The 17,389-nt window shown below is 67.7% G+C and carries 16 protein-coding genes and 1 tRNA gene; 6 read left to right on the top strand and 11 right to left on the bottom strand.

Annotated elements, in window-relative coordinates; genetic code table 11:
- Nucleotides 1-93 precede the first annotated feature (93 nt).
- Nucleotides 94-1,032, top strand: coding sequence for an ABC transporter permease subunit (locus JJJ14_RS01505; RefSeq protein ID WP_201444499.1), 939 nt, complete (start codon nucleotides 94-96; stop codon nucleotides 1,030-1,032).
- 535 nt (nucleotides 1,033-1,567) lie between these two features.
- Here the strand turns inward: JJJ14_RS01505 and JJJ14_RS01500 are convergent.
- The 3 genes from JJJ14_RS01500 to JJJ14_RS01490 form a co-directional block, all read right to left on the bottom strand.
- Nucleotides 1,568-2,161, bottom strand: coding sequence for a hypothetical protein (locus tag JJJ14_RS01500; RefSeq protein ID WP_144033414.1), 594 nt, complete (start codon nucleotides 2,159-2,161; stop codon nucleotides 1,568-1,570).
- Nucleotides 2,162-2,347: 186 nt separating this feature from the next.
- Nucleotides 2,348-3,874, bottom strand: coding sequence for a phospholipase D-like domain-containing protein (locus tag JJJ14_RS01495; protein WP_201444498.1), 1,527 nt, complete (start codon nucleotides 3,872-3,874; stop codon nucleotides 2,348-2,350).
- Nucleotides 3,875-4,299: 425 nt separating this feature from the next.
- A complete protein-coding gene (locus tag JJJ14_RS01490; protein WP_201445039.1) occupies nucleotides 4,300-5,100 on the bottom strand; it encodes a hemagglutinin in 801 nt (266 codons plus the stop codon).
- Nucleotides 5,101-5,569: 469 nt separating this feature from the next.
- Between JJJ14_RS01490 and JJJ14_RS01485 the strand changes: the two genes are divergently transcribed.
- From JJJ14_RS01485 to JJJ14_RS01475, 3 genes are all read left to right on the top strand, one after another.
- Nucleotides 5,570-6,124, top strand: coding sequence for a SprT-like domain-containing protein (locus JJJ14_RS01485; protein ID WP_201444497.1), 555 nt, complete (start codon nucleotides 5,570-5,572; stop codon nucleotides 6,122-6,124).
- A gap of 38 nt (nucleotides 6,125-6,162) precedes the next feature.
- Nucleotides 6,163-6,492, top strand: a complete 330-nt coding sequence (locus tag JJJ14_RS01480; protein WP_101558919.1) for a heavy metal-binding domain-containing protein — start codon at nucleotides 6,163-6,165, stop codon at nucleotides 6,490-6,492.
- Between the two features lie 437 nt (nucleotides 6,493-6,929).
- Nucleotides 6,930-7,358, top strand: coding sequence for a DUF2218 domain-containing protein (locus tag JJJ14_RS01475; RefSeq protein ID WP_201444496.1), 429 nt, complete (start codon nucleotides 6,930-6,932; stop codon nucleotides 7,356-7,358).
- An 87-nt stretch (nucleotides 7,359-7,445) separates the two neighbouring features.
- On the opposite strand, the gene JJJ14_RS01470 is transcribed toward JJJ14_RS01475, so the two are convergent.
- The 5 genes from JJJ14_RS01470 to JJJ14_RS01450 all read right to left on the bottom strand — a co-directional run bounded on the left by JJJ14_RS01470 (nucleotide 7,446) and on the right by JJJ14_RS01450 (nucleotide 12,510).
- A complete protein-coding gene (locus JJJ14_RS01470; protein ID WP_201444495.1) occupies nucleotides 7,446-8,891 on the bottom strand; it encodes an MFS transporter in 1,446 nt (481 codons plus the stop codon).
- A 61-nt stretch (nucleotides 8,892-8,952) separates the two neighbouring features.
- Nucleotides 8,953-9,798, bottom strand: a complete 846-nt coding sequence (locus JJJ14_RS01465; RefSeq protein WP_201444494.1) for an IspD/TarI family cytidylyltransferase — start codon at nucleotides 9,796-9,798, stop codon at nucleotides 8,953-8,955.
- A 47-nt stretch (nucleotides 9,799-9,845) separates the two neighbouring features.
- Nucleotides 9,846-10,328: a CarD family transcriptional regulator gene (locus JJJ14_RS01460; RefSeq protein ID WP_003779424.1), complete on the bottom strand. Its 483-nt coding sequence runs from the start codon at nucleotides 10,326-10,328 to the stop codon at nucleotides 9,846-9,848.
- Between the two features lie 143 nt (nucleotides 10,329-10,471).
- Nucleotides 10,472-11,203: a response regulator transcription factor gene (locus JJJ14_RS01455; protein ID WP_201445038.1), complete on the bottom strand. Its 732-nt coding sequence runs from the start codon at nucleotides 11,201-11,203 to the stop codon at nucleotides 10,472-10,474.
- Nucleotides 11,204-11,274: 71 nt separating this feature from the next.
- Complete coding sequence (locus JJJ14_RS01450; RefSeq protein ID WP_101558924.1) at nucleotides 11,275-12,510, bottom strand: sensor histidine kinase; 1,236 nt, start codon at nucleotides 12,508-12,510, stop codon at nucleotides 11,275-11,277.
- A gap of 202 nt (nucleotides 12,511-12,712) precedes the next feature.
- Here JJJ14_RS01450 and phoU point away from each other — a divergent pair, with 202 nt between their 5' ends.
- On the top strand, nucleotides 12,713-13,393 hold the full coding sequence (gene phoU / locus JJJ14_RS01445) for a phosphate signaling complex protein PhoU (protein ID WP_003787867.1): 681 nt from the start codon (nucleotides 12,713-12,715) through the stop codon (nucleotides 13,391-13,393).
- A 90-nt stretch (nucleotides 13,394-13,483) separates the two neighbouring features.
- On the opposite strand, the gene JJJ14_RS01440 is transcribed toward phoU, so the two are convergent.
- The 3 genes from JJJ14_RS01440 to JJJ14_RS01430 all read right to left on the bottom strand — a co-directional run bounded on the left by JJJ14_RS01440 (nucleotide 13,484) and on the right by JJJ14_RS01430 (nucleotide 15,511).
- Entirely contained in the window at nucleotides 13,484-14,221 is a 738-nt protein-coding gene (locus JJJ14_RS01440) for a phosphoglyceromutase (protein ID WP_101558925.1), read from the bottom strand.
- Between the two features lie 271 nt (nucleotides 14,222-14,492).
- A complete protein-coding gene (locus tag JJJ14_RS01435) occupies nucleotides 14,493-14,822 on the bottom strand; it encodes a histone-like nucleoid-structuring protein Lsr2 (protein WP_009406140.1) in 330 nt (109 codons plus the stop codon).
- Nucleotides 14,823-15,438: 616 nt separating this feature from the next.
- Nucleotides 15,439-15,511: transfer RNA gene (locus JJJ14_RS01430), tRNA-Thr, on the bottom strand.
- 320 nt (nucleotides 15,512-15,831) lie between these two features.
- Here JJJ14_RS01430 and JJJ14_RS01425 point away from each other — a divergent pair.
- Complete coding sequence (locus JJJ14_RS01425; protein WP_101558926.1) at nucleotides 15,832-17,379, top strand: amino acid permease; 1,548 nt, start codon at nucleotides 15,832-15,834, stop codon at nucleotides 17,377-17,379.
- Nucleotides 17,380-17,389 lie beyond the last annotated feature (10 nt).

Here is a 17,389-nt window from a genome sequence, read left to right as displayed (position 1 = left end):
CCACCGGGACGATCACACCGGAGCCCAGCCTTCCTAACCTGGAATCAGTTCAGGAAGAACGAAGGCCACGAGCATCCCGAGGACTGACGCACCATGACCACCACCATCGACGCCGCAGCCGGCCCGGCCACAGGCGTCAACCGTTTCGAGGCCCTCCAGAAAACCACCCCCGTCTCCCGGGCATCCCGCACCGGACGGCATCGGACCCTGGAGACCGCCGACCGCCCCAGTCGGCCCCACGTAGCCGGACGGCAGTCCTTCGCCGGCGCGGTGCGCGCCGAGTGGATCAAGCTGCACACCCTGACCTCCACCTGGGTCACATCGGTCATCACAATCGCCATCACGGTCCTGTTCGGCGCGGGCCTGGCCATGGGCTTCGCCGGCTCCCCCGATCGGGCCGACCAGGCCAAGACCATGATCGCCGCGGGCTCGGTACTGGGCATGATCGTCGTCGCCGTCCTAGGGGCCCTGATGATGACCGGCGAGTACGCCTCGGGACAGATCCGCTCCTCGATGATGGCCGTTCCCCGCCGCGGGCGTCTGTTCGTGGCGAAGGCGCTCGTCGGATCGGCCTTCTCCTTCGTCCTCGGGGTCCTCAGCGTGGCGCTGGCCTACGCCGCCTCCTACCCGTTCATGAAGGGCCACGCCGGTTCTCTCACTGATACCCACTACCTGGGGCTGTTCTGGGGAACCGGCTTGTCCTTCGCGATCATCTCACTCATGGCCCAGGGAGTCGGCCACCTCACTCGCTCGACGGCGGGCGCCATCACCGTGGTGGTCTCGGTGCTGTTCGTCGTCCCCCTTCCCTTCCAGATGATGGCCGGCCACTGGAAGTGGGCGAACAAGGTCCTGGGACTCCTGCCGGACACCCTGTCCACCGCCGTCTCCGACCCCTTTAGTCTGGCGCACCAGTGGGGACAAGCCGGCACTGCCACCTTCCTTCAGCACTGGCAGGCCATCGCCGTCTTCGCCGCCTGGGCCATCATCCCGATGGTGATCGCCGCAGTCGTCTTCACCCGCCGCGACGCCTGACCACCGGCTCACGCGTCCCATCAGACCCTTTCTCCGGTTCCACACAGTCGGCCCCCGCACCCTCCCGGTGCGGGGGCCGACGACGTCGATACGTGTTGATCTGCTCGGGTCAGCGCTGGGGCTGGTCATCCCGGTACTTGCGCATCCAGGAGTGCCTGGTCCGATACAGACGAGCCCCCGTCCCCACCAGAACTCCACTCCAGCCAACTGCTAGCGCCCACACCCACGCAGGGATGCCCATTGCAATACCTCTCCACCTTGACAGGTTCGTCGGACTCAGAACGGAACGGCCGATATCTCAGTCTTGAGTATCTTCCCCTCGATGTTGATGATTGTCTTTCTGCCGAGTGCGGTAATAACGAACCCCCACCCCAACAGCCATACACAGCCAAAAAATGTTCGCCCCAATAAACCAAGACGGCATGCCATCCACCAAACTCATAGAAGAATCCGCAATTTTAACCAGACAGGATCGGACGCAGACCTCCGCATAATCAGCACGAGATCCGCGTCTTCACCCCATCAGAGATCGCCATCAGACACAGATACGTTTGGGCCAAGAAGTGTGATCGGTCCAATATACCAGCGCATTACCGCCAATCCCATATGCAACACCAATGGCACCGATCACCACACCGGCAGGAATACCAACGATCGTCCCATCTGCGGCAGTACCGGCGACAGCAGTCACTCCGCCAACAGCCTGCAGATACCACCCATAGGCAACAACAGCCCACTTGGGGATGGTGACACATGTCGAAGCCGGCACCTCTGTGGGGTCAGGCTTCCCCGCGACCAGTCGATCGTAGGTCTGAACGGCTTTCTGGTAGTCTTCAGCCGAAGCTTCCGCCTTATATTCGGCCTGAAGCTCCGCCACCTTCGCCTGCTCAGAACTTTGCGCAACCGGATGAGGTGCAGCCACAGCCTGACCCGCCGCACCAAAGAACATTCCGATCGCCACAACAAAAGCCATCACCGGAGCCCCAATCCGCCCCAGCACTCGTCCCACACTCATCGAGATCTCTCCTTCGAAGTCATCGAATCCAGGCAGGATAGCAAACACCCCACCCCCACCATTCACCACAATATACCGATTGGGTAAATGGCACTTACCATCATACCCCTCCACACAAAAACCTCCTATCAGACAATGCGCCAAATGTCAGCATTTCTCACGGTCGCCTATGACCGTCGTTTTCATACCAGAATCCCCAACAAATCCACCACAAGGAAGCGACAACTAGAACGGTCAAGTATTGTATGTTTTCTATAAATCTGAAACGTGGCTGGGAGCAGCACTCACCCCCGGCCGCCCTTACAGCACGGCGGACATGAGGCGGCAGACGTTGTCCACGTAGCGGTTGTACCAGGGCTCGGTGGCCCACAGCTCGGGCGTCAGCTCGGTGCAGGCGGCCCGGTAGGCGGCGTCGTTGTTGCGCAGCAGGTCGTCGAGGTCCCCTCCGAAGGCCAGCAGCATGACCTCGTAGTTGAGGGCGAAGGAGCGGAAGTCCATGTTGGACGAGCCGATGACCCCCACCTCGTCGTCAACCGTCATGTACTTCGAGTGCAGGACGATCGGCGAGGGGTAGAGGTAGATCCGCACCCCCGCCGCCAAGAGCGCCGAGTAGTAGGAGCGCTGGGCGTGACTGACGATGAACTGGTCGGACTCCTTGCCCACGAACAGCTCGACCTCCACCCCCCGGTAAGCAGCCGACGTCATCGCCGCCAGCAGCGCCTCGTCGGGGATGAAGTAGGGGCTGGTGATGGACACGCGCCGCTTGGCCCCGTGGATGAGGGCCAGGAACATCCGCAGGTTCGGCTCGGTGGGGTAGCCCGGCCCGGAGGGAACGAGCTGCATGGCGTTGACGACGGCGCCCGGACGTCCGGGCCTGGGGGCCGGCGTGCCCACCGGGATTCCCGGCAGCCCCGCCATCTCCGGCAGGGTCTCGGCCGGCGTCCCCAGCGCCAGGTCGAAGGCCTCGAGCTGCTCGCCGGCCTCGAAGAACCAGTCCATGGCGAAGACGGCCTGGGCCTCCAGGACGATCTCGCCGGTGACCTCCACGGACAGGTCCTCCCAGCGGCGCCCGGCCCGCACATTGCGCCGGGTCCGGTAGGAGGGGTCGATGACGTTGTGACTCCCGATGAAGCCTCTCTCACCGTCGATGACCAGGATCTTGCGGTGGTTGCGCAGGTCCGGGCGGCGCCAGCGGCGCTTGAGCGGCAGCAGAGGCATCATGAGGCGCCAGCGGATGCCGGCGTCGGTCATGCGCTGGCAGAACTGCTTCCAGCCGGGGTACTTGCGGCTGCCCAGGTGATCCAGGAGGAGGCGCACCGTGACGCCGCGGGCCACCGCGCGCTCCAGGGCGGTGAAGAAGACGTCGGTGACCTCGTCCCAGCTCATGATGTAGAACTCGACGTGGATGTGGTCGGTGGCGGAGTCAATGGCTCGGGCCATGGCCTCGTAGGTGCTGCGGGGATCGGCGTGGACGGCCACCACTTCGCCGCTGACGCAGGGCAGGCCGGTGAGCCGGCGGTTCATGCGCAGTGCCCCGGCCAGGTAGGTCGAGGGCCGGGCGCCCTTGGGCAGGTCGGGCATGGAGCGGGTGTAGTCGAGGGTGATCTCGTTGACGGTGTGCTGCTGGCGGCGACGCGTGCCGTGGACCCACGGGCTGCCGATGAGCAGGTAGAGCGGGAGTCCCACGAGGGGCAGCAGGAAGATGAGCAGCAGCCAGGCGGTCGACGACGACGGGCGGCGGTTCTCCGGAACCGTGCCCAGCGCAGCGATCTTGATGAGGTACTCGATGACGACCCAGGTGGTCGCCAGTACCGGCGGCAGCGTCATGCTCGCATCATGTCATGCCCGCCGACTGGTCCCCGCAAAAACGCCTGGGCGCGGACCGGATGGTCCTACGCCCAGGCACTGCGAAGGCCCGCCCCGGTTCACCACCGGGTCGGGCCCTTCGCAACGAGGTCGCTTACCGGTTCCCATTCGGCAGCGGGTCCTCCTTCACCGAAACGCCCGAGCACATTCCCTTGGCTGTGGCCCAGACTCAGTGGTGGCCGGTCAGTGGTACTCCCCAGTACCTCACGGTCGCCACCGTTCAGCGGTGACTATGACTCTGCCGATGCTGTCTGAGAGAATCCTGGAAATCGCGCATCTAAATGATGACGCTTGATGACGATATGGTCACGGCCTTCCGGGCGGGCTGGCAGCCTCCCTTGAATCCCTTGAAATACTGCGGAATTCGCCTCTGCGCGTGGGCGCCCTCAGGCCGACGTCGGAGCGCCGAAGAGGGTCTTGAAGTAGCCGTAGAAGTTCCAGTTGCCCCATGAGGTGCACTGGTCCCCGCCGTGGGCGGCGGCCTCATTGGGCTGGAAGGGCGTGTAGTTGTACAGGCCCGCTGTCGCCTGGTTGGTCACCGTCACCTCACCGCTGCCGCATTGCGCGTCGGGTGAGTAGGCGATCCGTGTGGGCCGCTGGGCCACGACGTCGTAGCTGCTCGGATCGAGACGATAGCGATGGAACTGGGAGGCCGCCCCGTAGAGCTGGGAGGGGAAGCCGGCCCACTGGGGGTCGCAGGCCCCGTGGTCGGGACAGGCGTAGCCGGCAGCGGCCTCGTAGTCGCGTGCGCTCAGGCTCGCACCGGAGGCGGTGAGCAGCCCCTGCTCCTTGTGAATGAGGACGAGGAGCACCTGGGGGTTGATGTCGCAGGCCTGGGAGACCTCCCAGATGACATCGGCCGCGCTGGCGCCGGAGGCTGCCTCGATGCCTCCGGGACAGAAGGTGCTGGCCTGGCGGGCCGGCACGGAGAAGGTGGCGCCGGCCAGGCACTCGGTGCCGTCACTGCCCGGCTGGCAGCCGGCGTTGACGCGAGTGAGAAAGGCGGCGATCTCCTCGCGTGTCATGGCCTGGGAGTCGTAGAAGACCTCGTCATCGATGATGCGGGCGGCGTTGAAGCCGCTGGCGTCGGGCACCAGGGGCGCGGGCGCAGAAGGTGTGCCGGTATCAGTGGCCTTACCCCACCCCAGTGCGAGGCCGCTGAGCGAGGAACCGGTGGCACGCAGCACGATGAGTCCCACTAGGAGCGTGACCAGGAAGGCGGCCAGGACGACGCCGATCGGGCTTTTCAGGAAGGACTGAACGGAACCGCCCCTGCGCCCCCGCCCCCGTCCGGCACCGGCGCGCAGGAGCCCGAGGCGCCCACGGCCGCCTCGACTCCCCTTCACCTTCCTGGGGCGCTGACTCGCATCCTCCCGCCGGGCGCGGTCAGTGCCGCGCTGCGCGGCTGGGCGGGCGCTGCGCGGAGCTCGTGCGGGCTGGGGTGAGCCGGTTCCTGCGGTGCTTCGTTGGGGCCGCGGACGTCGGCCGGAGGGATGGTGGGACATCGGCGCCATCGTGTCACATCACGGGCCGACGCACGGCCCGAAGCGGCCCGGGCCTCCCGCGGCGAGTGCCCGATCAGGAGCTGGCGGGAGGCGATGCGCCCCACAGCGCCGCCGTCGGCCGGGTGAGTCCGCCGTCGCATACCGTGGGGCCGTGAATCTGCCCGATGTCCTGAGCCTGGCGCGCTCCCTCATGGAGGAGGCCGACGTCGGCGACTGGGACCTGGCCTTCGACCGGGCGCGCCGGCGGGCCGGCCAGACGGATCATGCTCGACGTCGGATCACGCTCAGCCGCCACCTCATGAGCCTGTACGACGAGGCCCAGGTCCGCGAGACGGTCCTGCACGAGATCGCCCACGCCCGCGTCGGCCCCCGCCACGGGCACGACGCCGTCTGGGCCGCCGAGGCGACCCGGTTGGGGGCGACGGGCCGCAGGCTCATTGACGCTCAGGCCCCGCGGCTCCGGGGACGCTGGGTGGGCAGGTGCCCGGCGGGCCACGAGGTGGACCGCATGCGCCGTCCGGCCTCACCCGTCTCGTGCTCGCGCTGCGCCCCTCGATTCAGCCTGGAGCACCTCCTGGCGTGGAGTCTCGACGGCGAACCCGTCCCCCACGATCGGATCAGCGAGCGCTACAGCCGCCTCCTGAGGCTGGCGCATATCCACCCACCGGACGATCCCGCAGGCTCCTCCAGGACACTATCGTCCTGACCACCACCATCGCCCACCATCCCGTGAAGGAGCAGCTCATGATCGTCACCACCACCCCCACCGTCGAGGGATACCCCGTCACCCAGTACCTGCGAGTCGTCTGCGGTGAGACCGTCGCAGGAGTCAACTTCCTCAAGGACATGGCCGCGGGGTTCCGAAACTTCGTGGGAGGCCGTTCCCAGTCCTACGAGGAAGAGCTGATCCAGGCCCGGGAGACGGCCCTGGCGGAAATGGTGCAGCGCGCCCAGGAGCTCGGCGCTGAAGGCATCGTCGGCGTCGACCTCGACTACGAGACGCTGGGGACGGACAACGGCATGCTCATGGTGACCGCCTCAGGCACCGCGGTGCGGTTCTCCCCCGTCTCCTGAGCGAAACTGAGCCCCAGCCCCATTCAGGGGAAGGCTTGAGTCACCGAAACAACCCGCCCGCGAATTTCCCAGATTTTTCCCAGGGATCTGTCCCTCGTCCTCACAGGGTGAGGGCGTTACATAGTAGTCACCGCCGGACAGGGACGGTCTCGAGGGTTGGGGAGCCCGATGACAGATCGCTCCTCTGAGATGGGGTCGGGTCATAGGGAGCCTGGCATCATCGTTCCGGCGAAGGAGGAACCGCCTCCTCGGGTGCATGGGACCCCGGGTCGCAGGTGGGACCTCGCGAGGCTTGGGCCCGCGGTTCGGACTTCCGAACCGCGGGCCGAGTCCTTTCTCGGCCCCGTCGGGTATGCCCCGTCTGCTTCCCGTCCCGCTCTCGCGCTCTCAGAGAACTCGTGGGGACCGCGGCCGACCAAGCGCGTCAGGATAAGGGCATGACTGACTCCGCCGACTCAGCACAGCCCGTCTTCTCCCGTCGTTCCACTGCTCGCGTGCGCACGGACCGCCCCTCCCGCTACGGCAAGCAGCTGGCTTCTCACATGGGCCGCAAGATCACCACCACGTGGGATGAGGCCTCCCAGACCGGCTCCCTGACCTTCGACCGTGAGGGGACCATCACCGGCGTCGTCGAGCTCTCCTGTCACGATGACATCCTCCAGCTCGACCTGGCTGCCGACGACGCGCACCTCGAGCGCCTCGAGCAGGTCACTGGAATCCACTTGGCCCGCTTCGGCGCCAAGGAGGGCCTCGTCGTGAGCTGGATCCGTCAGGACGGGGCCCCCGGGACCACCCAGGGGCCGCTGACTCCGGAGGATCTCGAGCGCATGCGCGCCGAGCGCGAGGCCCGCCAGGCCTCGTCGTGACGAAGCGTCGCTCGGTCGTACCTTAGGTCGCGAGGTCGTACCCTTACCCCTCGACTTCGAGGCATAGGGCACGACCGCGACGGCGGTCTACGCGGCCGACTCCTGCTCGGCGACGGGGTTGCCCACGCGCAGCATGAGGAGCAGACCCGTGGCCAGCACGGCGACGATCCCGAGGATCCCCCAGTAGTTCGCGCCCGGCCCGACCAAGCGCGTCCCCAGGTAGATGAAGATGCCGTACATCGCGGGCGCCATGAAGGACACCGCCCGCCCGGTGGTCGCGTAGAGCCCGAAGATCTCGCCCTCCTGTCCCTCGGGGATGAGCCGGGCCAGGAAGGATCGGGCGGCCGACTGGGCCGGCCCCACGCAGGCCGACAGCAGCAGGCCCAGCACCCAGAAGGCCACGGTCCCGGCGGAGTGCAGGAAGAACACCAGCAGACCGGCCACCACCAGGATGATGAGGCTGGCCATGATGACGTTGCGCGGCCCGAAGCGGTCATCGAGCCGCCCGGCCCAGATGGTGGCGATGCCGGCCACGATGTTGGCCACGATGGCGAAGATGATGACGTCGCCCGATGAGAAGCCGAAGGTGTTCTGGGCGATGATGCCGCCGTAGGTGAAGACCCCGGCCAGCCCGTCCCTGAAGACGGCGGCGGCCAGCAGGAACCACAGCAGGCGCGGCTGGAAGTGATGCAGCTGGAGCAGGGTGCGCCACAGCAGCTTGTAGGAGGTCAGGATCGACTCCTTGCGCCTGCCCTGGTGGGAGACGGCCTCCACCGGCTCGGCCTCCATGGCGGCCCGGTCCCGTCCCGGCTCAGCGGTCGCCATCCCCTCACTGACCTCCGCGACGTCCTCGGCGCGGGAGCGCCCGAGCCTGCGGGAGCGGTTGATGAGAACGGGGAGGGCGGACAGGCCGAACCAGGCCGCCGACACCAGCATGGCGACGCGCACCCCCATGCCGCTGCCAGTAGGGAAGGAGACCAGGGGGCTCGGCCCCACGAGGGCGACGTAGAGGATGAGCAGCAGGACGATGCCGCCGAGGTAGCCCATCCCCCACCCCAGGCCGCTGACGGCACCGATGCGGTCCTTGGAGGCCAGGTGGTTGAGGATGGCGTTGTAGTTGACCGAGGCCAGCTCGAAGAAGATGTTGCCGACCCCCAGCAGGACGATGCCGAGCCACAGGTAGCCGGGCTCGGGCCGCACCAGGAACAGGGCCGCCGAGACCGCCACCACCACCGCGGTGTAGCCGCCGAGCCAGAAGACGGTTCGCCCGCCCCGGTCCGAGCGCTGCCCGGTCACCGGCGCCAGCAGGGCGATGAACAGGCCGGCGATGGCCAGCCCGAGGGACAGCGCCGACTCGTTGTCCGCCTTGGCCCCGAAGGAGTCGCTGACCAGGTAGACGGTGAAGACGAAGGTGGTGATGACCGCGTTGAAGGCCGCCGACCCCCAGTCCCACAGGCCCCAGGCGATGACGGGCCAGGACAGGAGCCGGGTGCGGGAGCCGGCCTGCGTCGGAGCAGTCACTGTCGTGCTCATGGAAGAGACGATAGAGCCATCGGGGCCGGCGGCGGTACCGAAAGGGAAACAGACCTGATCGTCAGTTCTCCCCACCGGTCCCGGCAGGGCGCTCCCCCTGAGCGGACTCCCGCTCCAGGAGCAGCTCGGCCAGGGCCAGATCCATCGGCGTGGTCACCTTCATGGCGCGCTCGTCACCGGCAACGACGACGACGCTGCCGCCGCAGGCCTCAACGAGGCCGGCGTCGTCGGAGGCGGCGAGCGCCTCGTCCCCAGCCCGCTCGGCGCCGGCGCGGTGGGCGGCGACGAGCACGGGGGTCGAGAATCCCTGGGGGGTCTGGACCGCCCGGAGCCGGTCGCGTCGGGGGGTGCCGACGACGGGCTCGGGCTCCCCCGCCGGGCGAGCCTCGACCTCCTTGACGGTATCGGTCACGGGCAGCGCCGGGACCACGGCCTCGTGCCCGGCCCGCACGGCCGCGACCACCCGCTGCGTCACCTCCGGCGGCGTCAGCGCCCGCGCGGCGTCGTGGACGATGACGACGTCGGCCCGCGGCACGGCGGCCAGGGCCGCTGCGAGCCCGAGGGCCACAGAGGCCTGCCTGGAGCGGGGCGATCCGGCAACAACCTCGATCCCGCTGCGTCGGCCCACCGAGGTCCCGACCGATCCGTCCGCCAGACCCTCGAGCTCGGCGCGGAACCGGTCGACCTCCTCAGCGGGAGCGGTGACGACGACGTGGCTGACGGCGCCCGAGGCGATGAACCCGGCCGCTGCCCGTCGCAGGAGGCTGACGCCGCCCACCGGGACGAGGGCCTTGGGGACCCCGGCCCCCAGGCGGGAACCGGAGCCCGCTGCAGTGAGAACGGCGACCGCCCCACCCGGAGCGGACTCGGGCGGGGCGGATGCTTGGGATGAAGGGCTGGTGCTCACGGGCAGGACGCTACCGCGTCCCCGACGCCCTGAGCACGAGCGCTGCGCTAGGAGGCGAGGACCTCGTCCAGGCGGGACTCCGCCTCCTCCTCGGGGGTCTTCTGGGCCAGGGCCAGCTCGGAGACGAGAATCTGGCGGGCCTTGGCGAGCATGCGCTTCTCGCCGGCGGACAGGCCGCGGTCCGTGTCCCGGCGGGAGAGGTCCCGCACGACCTCGGCGACCTTAATGACGTCCCCGGAGGCGATCTTCTCCTGGTTGGCCTTGAAACGGCGAGACCAGTTCGTGGGCTCCTCGGTCAGCGGCGCCCGCAGCACCTCGAAGACCTTTTCCAAACCGGTCTCATCAACCACATCACGGACGCCGATGAGCTCAACGCTTTCGGCTGGAACCAAGATGGTCAGGTCACCCTGGGCCACCTCGAGCTGCAGATACGTCTTCTCCTCACCGCGTACCTTGCGCTGCCGGATGTCAATGATCCGGGCGGCCCCGTGGTGCGGGTAGACGACAGTCTCACCGACTTCATAGGTCATAAGGATGACTCTCCAGACTGGTTTGTGGACCTCTAGTTTATCAGGTCATTCCGCGCAAAGATCGGGGACGTATCTCACAGAGGTCACGGCGGGCACGGCCCGGGACGGCAGGCAAGAACTGCGCCGCCACCCGCACTGGAGAATCAGTGCCCGGAATCCCCGTCCAGGCGATAGCCGAGCCCCCTGACCGTGGTGATGAGAACCGGTTTGGAGGCGTCGGCCTCAATCCGGCCCCGGAGCCGTTTGATATGGACGTCCAGAGTTTTCGTGTCGCCCTCGTAATCGGGCCCCCATAGGCGCTCAAGGATCTGTCTGCGGGTGAGCACGCGGCCGGGGTGACGCAGAAACAGCTCGAGGAGCTCGAACTCCCGCAGCGGCATGGCGACCACCTCGCCGTCGACCCTGACCTCGTGGCGCTCGACGTCCATCCGCACCCCGCCGGCGACCAGCACCGGCTCGGGCTCCGGGGCGGCCGCGCGGCTGCGGCGCAGAACCGCCTTGAGGCGCGCCAGGAGCTCCCGGTAGGAGTAGGGCTTGGTGACGTAGTCGTCGGCCCCGATCTCCAGGCCGACGATCTTGTCCAGCTCGGTGTCCTTGGCGGTGAGCATGATGACCGGCACGGAGGAGGAGCGCCGGATCCGGGTGCACACCTCCGTCCCGTCCAGCCGGGGCAGCATGAGGTCCAGCAGGACCAGATCAATGGGGCCGACCCCGCCGGGGCGCCGGGAGGCCTCGAAGATCTCGACGGCGCGCTGGCCGTCCTCGACCTCGACCACCTCGAAGCCGTCGCGCCGCAGCCCGTAGGCGAGCGGGTCGCGGAAGTTCTCCTCGTCCTCGACCAGGAGGATCCGGGTCGGGCCACTCACCGCCGTCATCGACGACGCGGCCAGTGCGCCGGAGGGCGCAGACGGCCCCGAGCCCGACGCCGCAGAGCGCTCCGCCGGGCTCATGACCCGCTCCCGGGGACGTGCTCCGCGGCGGCTTGGGCGGGCTCGTCCTGGGCCGACCCAGCCCCGACCGACTCACTCTCCACCGGTTCGCCCTCGCCCAGGCGCGGCAGTACGAGGGTGAAGGTGGAACCGCGCCCGGGGGCGGACCACAGCTCGACGGTGCCGCCGTGGTCGGCGGCCACGTGCTTGACGATACTCAGGCCCAGGCCGGTGCCCCCGGTGGCGCGCGAGCGGGCCTTGTCCACGCGGTAGAAGCGCTCGAAGACGCGCTCCTGCTCCTCCTTGGGGATGCCGATGCCCTGGTCGACCACGGCGATGCGCACGATGTCGGGGTCCTCCGCGTCCAGCGAGACGCCCACCGAGACCCGGGTGCGCGGCTCGGAGTAGCGGATGGCGTTGTCCAGCAGGTTGCGCACGGCGGTGGTGATGAGGGCGGCGTCGCCGCGCACCCGCAGTCCCTTGGTGCCGCCGGCCACGAGGGTGATCTGGCGGCCGTCGGCCTCGACGCGCACCCGGTCCACGGCCTCGGCGACGACGTCGTCGACGTCAACGACCTCGGGCTCGGCCAGGGCGTCACCCTCCTGGAGGCGGGTGAGCTCGATGATCTCCTGGACCAGGACGCCCAGGCGGCAGGCCTCCTTGCGCATGCGCCCGGAGTAGTCGCGCACGAAGTCGGGGTCGTCGGCGCCGGCCTCGACGGTCTCGGCCAGCAGCTGGATCGCGCCGACCGGGGTCTTGAGCTCGTGGGAGACGTTGGCGACGAAGTCGCGGCGCATGGCCTCAACCCGGCGGGCGGCGGTGTGGTCCTCGATGAGGATGAGGACACGCCCCTGGCCGATGCCGGCCACCCGCACCTGCAGGTGGAACTGGCCCGCGCCCGCCACCCGCCCCCGGGCCACGGTGACGGCCGCGTCCTGCGCCTGGCCCGAGGCCCGCACCCGCCCCACCATCGCCACCACGGTCGGTTCGATGACGGCGTCGTCGCGCACGATGTTGAAGGTGTAGGCCGATGCCGAGGCGCGCAGGACCTCGTCGTCGTCATCGAGGACGACGACGGTCGAGCGCAGCGCCGCCAGCACCGGGACGGCCGTATCGGTCCCGGCCAGTCCGGCCAGGTCGGCGGCGCTCGTGGCCGCCCTGCGCTCGCGCCGGGACAGCGCGACACCGATCGCCACCCCCAGGCACGTGAGAGCGGCGGCGGCAAGGAGGAGAACGGTGACGGTCAGACCCACGCCTCCAGGGTAGTTGAGTCCTCAGAGCGTCCACCGGCCGGCCCCGCCTGTGGGCGTGCCGCTTGCGGCGGAGTCGCGGGGCTGCTGTGCTTGGGGACAACATCCTTGGCGACGGCCTCGGCGGGATCGTCGAGCCGCACCACCGAGCCACCTCACCGACCGGCCCGAACCATCGGTCCTCGCCCCGAACAGGAGCAGCCTCATGCGCGCCATCTTCAACCAGGAGCTCAAGCAGCTGGGCTCCGACCTCGAGTCCATGGCCAACCAGGTCGCCACCGCGATCGAGCGGGCCGCGGAGTCCCTGCGCCAGGGGGACATCGTCATCGCCGAGCAGGTGATCGACGCCGACGAGCGCATCAACGACCTCCAGCGCGACATCGACGACCTGTGCGTCATGCTGCTGGCCCGTCAGCAGCCGGTGGCCGGGGACCTGCGCAATGTCCTGTCCGCGCTGCGCATGGCTCAGACCCTGGAGCGCCAGGGCGACCTGGCCCGCCACGTGGCGGCCATCGCCCGCGGTCGCTACCCCGAGCCGCCGCTGCCCGAGCCGGTCCTGGGGCTCATCCTGGAGATGGCGGACCTGGCGGTGCGCGCCGGCAAGGACGTCGCCCGCCTCATCTCGACGCGGGACCTGGAGCTGGCCTCCGTCATCCAGACCAACGACGCCGAGCTCGACGCCCTGCACCGCCGCTCCTTCCAGATGATCCTGGACCCGGCTCACGACCTGAGCCGCCAGCAGGTCATCGACGCCGTCCTCATGGGCCGCTTCCTGGAGCGCTTCGGCGACCACTCCACGTCGGTGGCCAGCCGCGTGGCCTACCTCGTCTCGGGCGCCTCCATGCCCGAGACGCATGACGCCGAGGACGCCGACGCGCTCCACTGAGCGCCCGGAACCAATGACGCGGGCGGCGTCGGACCTTCCTTGAGGTCCGACGCCGCCCGCATCATGGAGGGTGCGGCAGGCCGCCGGGGCTCACTTGCCCTGGTTGGCCACCGCCGCGATCTTGGCCTCGGCCTCGGGGTCGAGGTAGCGGCCGCCCTTCTTGAGGGGCTTGAGGGTCTCCTCGTCGAGCTCGTAGACCAGCGGGATCCCGGTGGGGATGTTGACGCCGGCGATGTCGTCGTCGGAGATGTCGTCGAGGTGCTTGACGATGGCGCGCAGCGAATTGCCGTGGGCGGCGATCATGACGGTCTTGCCGGTCTTGATCTCGGGGACGATGGTGCCCTCCCAGTAGGGCAGGAGGCGCTCGAGGACGTCCTTGAGGCACTCGGTGGCCGGGATGGGCTCACCGGTGTAGCGGGGGTCGGCGTCCTGGGAGAACTCCGAGCCGGCCTCGATGGCCGGCGGCGGCACGTCGTAGGAGCGGCGCCACTGCATGAACTGCTCCTCCCCGTACTCGTCCCGGATCTCCTTCTTGTTCTTGCCCTGCAGGGCGCCGTAGTGACGCTCGTTGAGGCGCCAGTTGCGCTCCACCGGGATCCAGTGGCGGTCCGCGGCGTCCAGGGACAGGTTGGCGGTCATGATGGCGCGGCGCAGCATCGAGGTGAAGAGCTTCTCGGGGAGGACGCCGGCCTCCTTGAGCAACTCGCCACCGTGGACGGCCTCGGCGCGGCCCTTGTCTGACAGTGGGACATCGACCCAGCCGGTGAAGAGGTTCTTCGCGTTCCATTCGCTCTCGCCGTGGCGGAGCAGTACGAGGGTGTAAGCCATGGCCCTATCCTGCCAGGATCGCGGGCATGGCGCGAGGCCCAAGAGGCCCAGGAGAGCGCCTCCATGGTGGGGTACCGGCGCATCGCACCAAAGGCACGACTGGCAGCGATACCGCCCGCTCACGGGGCGAATTCACGTATTGAAGAAAACACAACGACCCCGGTAATGCGCCTGAGCGCACAACCAGAGTCGTGGTGCGAGGTGGCAGTCAGCTCGAGAATGACCCGACGCGGGGTGCCGGCAGCATCTGAGCCAGGCGCCCCACGTTCCCTCAGTTGCCGGGGTTGACCTCGTAGTAGGCCTTGCGCACCTCAGCGGAGACGCGGCCGCGGTCAGAAACCTCAAGGCCCTGCTCACGGGCCCACTCGCGAATCTTCTGGGTGTCAGAGGGGCCGCTGGAACGACGACGACCGGAACTACGGCGGCCACCGGTGCGACGAGCCTTTCCAATCCATTCCTCAAGGGACTCACGAAGAGCGGCTGCGTGCTCGTCGTTCAGGTCGATCTCGTAGGAGACGCCATCAAGGGCGAAGGTGACGGTCTGATTGGCCTCGGACCCGTCGACATCGTCGACGAGGATGACCTGAGTCTTCTGTGCCATGATTCCTCATTCTGAGTGGAGGGAGCGGGCCCGAAGGATGTATCCCGCTGCGGACAACGTTAGATTAAACAATAGTTGCCGCCAATGCAACACGGCTATTCGTCGCCCTCATTACCAGCCGCCCCGCCCTCCAATCACACAGTGATGCGCGATGACATACCACCCCGAAGGTCTTGATGACTGAGACGAAAACTGTGAAAGCACTGAGGTCCTGTTTGGAGATCCCCACGAGACCCGACGGAACAATCCAGGCATGGCACCACACCTCCTCCAGCCGCATAGAGGTATCCAACGACCAGTCAATCCGAGGCGGCCAATCTCCCAGATGACTCTCAGATAGCGGTGGGGGATTCTCTCAGCCGGAAGACAATGCCTGAAGCGCCACCACCCTCACCCTGAGGAACATCACGTCAACCCAGGAGAATCCTCCCATTCAAGGCGCGACGCCCCCTTGCCGCTCGGCAGCGAAGGATTTCAGCCATGCGGTCATCCCCAAAACACGGGCCAGGAACGACCACCACAGCCACCTAATGTGCCGGACGGCACACCAAGAGCCCGCAGGCGAGGTGCTGGAAACCCAAAAGCCCCGGAAGGCATGACCTCCCGGGGCTGATCGAGCCGCCTGTGGGAATCGAACCCACGACCTATTCATTACGAGTGAATCGCTCTGCCGACTGAGCTAAGGCGGCGCTGGCACAAGCAGCAGAGCCGAACATACCGGCCCCGCGGCCGCCACCGCAATCCAGCACCGTGGGGAGAACCGTGTTCCTCGACACAGTTAACCGCCCGCCTCGCCGCATCGGCACCACCGCCGAGGACAAAGAGCCCTCCAAACCCCCAGACCTCCCCGGATTCCCCCCCGACTCAGCACTGGATCATGACGACGTCGTGGCACATCCCGGACAGGAGTGCGCCTGAGCTCGACTGCCACCCCGCATCACCCGCACCATCCGGGGCCCGGTATTCTCCGCACGTCATTCAACAGGTCTCCCTCTCCGTAAGGATCCCCATGAGCGAGTCTCCGTCCACCCACTCCCCCACCTCTCCATCACCACAGACGGGTGCTTCACCGTCACCCTCCCAAGCTTCCCAGCCCGACCAGATCCGGGACCGCGGCGACGCCGGCTACAACAAGTCGTTGAAGAACCGTCACCTGCAGATGATCGCCATTGGCGGCTCCATCGGCACGGGTCTTTTCATGGGTGCCGGCGGGCGACTCAAGGACGGCGGGGCGGGACTGATGTTCGCCTATGCCGTCTGCGGAATCTTCGCCTTCCTCATGGTGCGTGCTCTGGGCGAGCTCGCCATCCGCAGACCCTCCTCCGGAGCATTCGTCTCCTACGCCCGTGAGTTCCTCGGCGAGAAGGGCGCCTACATCACCGGCTGGTTCTTCTTCCTGGACTGGTCGGTCACCGTCATGGCCGACATCACGGCCGTGGCCCTCTACCTCCACTACTGGACGGCTCTGAAGGTTGTCCCGCAGTGGGTCTTCGCGCTCATTGCGCTCGTCCTGGTCTTCATCCTCAACATGCTGAACGTCAAGATGTTCGGTGAGGCCGAGTTCTGGTTCGCGCTCATCAAGGTCGCCGCCATCGTGTCCTTCATGGTGGTGGCCATCGTCGCCATTGTTCTCGGGCTTCACACCGGAACGGATCCCGACGGAGGCGCGATCACCGCGGGGGCTCACAACATCCTCGGAAACGGTGGGTTCTTCCCCGAGGGATTCCCGATCGTCTTCGCCCTGACCCTCGGCGTCGTCTTCGCCTTCGGTGGCACGGAGATGGTGGGCGTGGCGGCCGGAGAGGCGAAGGACGCGGAGAAAATCCTGCCCAAGGCGATCAACTCGATGATTCTGCGCATCTTCGTCTTCTACGTCGGCTCGGTCATGCTGCTGGCGCTGGTCCTGCCCTACACGTCCTACTCCAAGACCGAGTCGCCCTTCGTCACCTTCTTCTCCGGGATCGGTGTGCCCTATGCCGGCGACATCATCCAGGTCGTGGTTCTCACCGCCGCGCTGTCCTCCCTCAACGCCGGCCTGTACGCCACCGGACGCACCCTGCGCTCCATGGCGGTGGCCGGCGAGGCCCCTCGGGTGGCGGCCGGACTCAACAAGCACCAGGTTCCTGCCGGGGGCATCATCATCACCTCCGCCCTGGGGCTGCTCGGCGTCGTCCTCAACGCCTACCTGCCCGGTGACGCCTTCGACATCGTCATGAACCTGGCCGGCATCGGCATCGCCGGGACCTGGGGAGCCATCCTCGTCACTCACCTCGCCTTCCTGCGGCGGGTGCAGGAGGGCAAGGAGGTGCGGCCGGCCTACCGGATGCCCTGGGCCCCCTGGTCCAACTACGCAGCCCTGGCCTTCTTCACCATCGTCGTCGTCTCGAACGTGGCCGACCCGGCCGGACGTTGGACTCTGGCCCTATTCGCCGTCGTCGCTGTCATGATGGTGGCAGGCTGGTACGCGGTGCGGGGACGCATTCGGGGCGACCTGCTCGACGAGGTCCTCGCCGACGAGGTGGACGAAGCCGCATCCGCCCCGTCGCACGAGGCCTGAGCGACAGGAG

This window comes from Actinomyces sp. HMT 175 (assembly GCF_016694895.1).
GTDB classification, from domain to species: Bacteria; Actinomycetota; Actinomycetes; order Actinomycetales; family Actinomycetaceae; genus Actinomyces; species Actinomyces oris.
This window is presented reverse-complemented; position numbering and strand designations above follow the sequence as displayed.

What these genes read in the sequence shown, in the direction of transcription:
- JJJ14_RS01505 (WP_201444499.1), top strand. Translation starts at nt 94, where the DNA reads ATGACCACCACCATCGACGCCGCAGCCGGCCCGGCCACAGGCGTCAAC.
- JJJ14_RS01495 (WP_201444498.1), bottom strand. Translation starts at nt 3,874, where the DNA reads ATGACGCTGCCGCCGGTACTGGCGACCACCTGGGTCGTCATCGAGTAC.
- JJJ14_RS01480 (WP_101558919.1), top strand. Translation starts at nt 6,163, where the DNA reads ATGATCGTCACCACCACCCCCACCGTCGAGGGATACCCCGTCACCCAG.
- JJJ14_RS01475 (WP_201444496.1), top strand. Translation starts at nt 6,930, where the DNA reads ATGACTGACTCCGCCGACTCAGCACAGCCCGTCTTCTCCCGTCGTTCC.
- JJJ14_RS01470 (WP_201444495.1), bottom strand. Translation starts at nt 8,891, where the DNA reads ATGAGCACGACAGTGACTGCTCCGACGCAGGCCGGCTCCCGCACCCGG.
- JJJ14_RS01460 (WP_003779424.1), bottom strand. Translation starts at nt 10,328, where the DNA reads ATGACCTATGAAGTCGGTGAGACTGTCGTCTACCCGCACCACGGGGCC.
- JJJ14_RS01455 (WP_201445038.1), bottom strand. Translation starts at nt 11,203, where the DNA reads ATGACGGCGGTGAGTGGCCCGACCCGGATCCTCCTGGTCGAGGACGAG.
- phoU (WP_003787867.1), top strand. Translation starts at nt 12,713, where the DNA reads ATGCGCGCCATCTTCAACCAGGAGCTCAAGCAGCTGGGCTCCGACCTC.
- JJJ14_RS01440 (WP_101558925.1), bottom strand. Translation starts at nt 14,221, where the DNA reads ATGGCTTACACCCTCGTACTGCTCCGCCACGGCGAGAGCGAATGGAAC.
- JJJ14_RS01435 (WP_009406140.1), bottom strand. Translation starts at nt 14,822, where the DNA reads ATGGCACAGAAGACTCAGGTCATCCTCGTCGACGATGTCGACGGGTCC.
- JJJ14_RS01425 (WP_101558926.1), top strand. Translation starts at nt 15,832, where the DNA reads ATGAGCGAGTCTCCGTCCACCCACTCCCCCACCTCTCCATCACCACAG.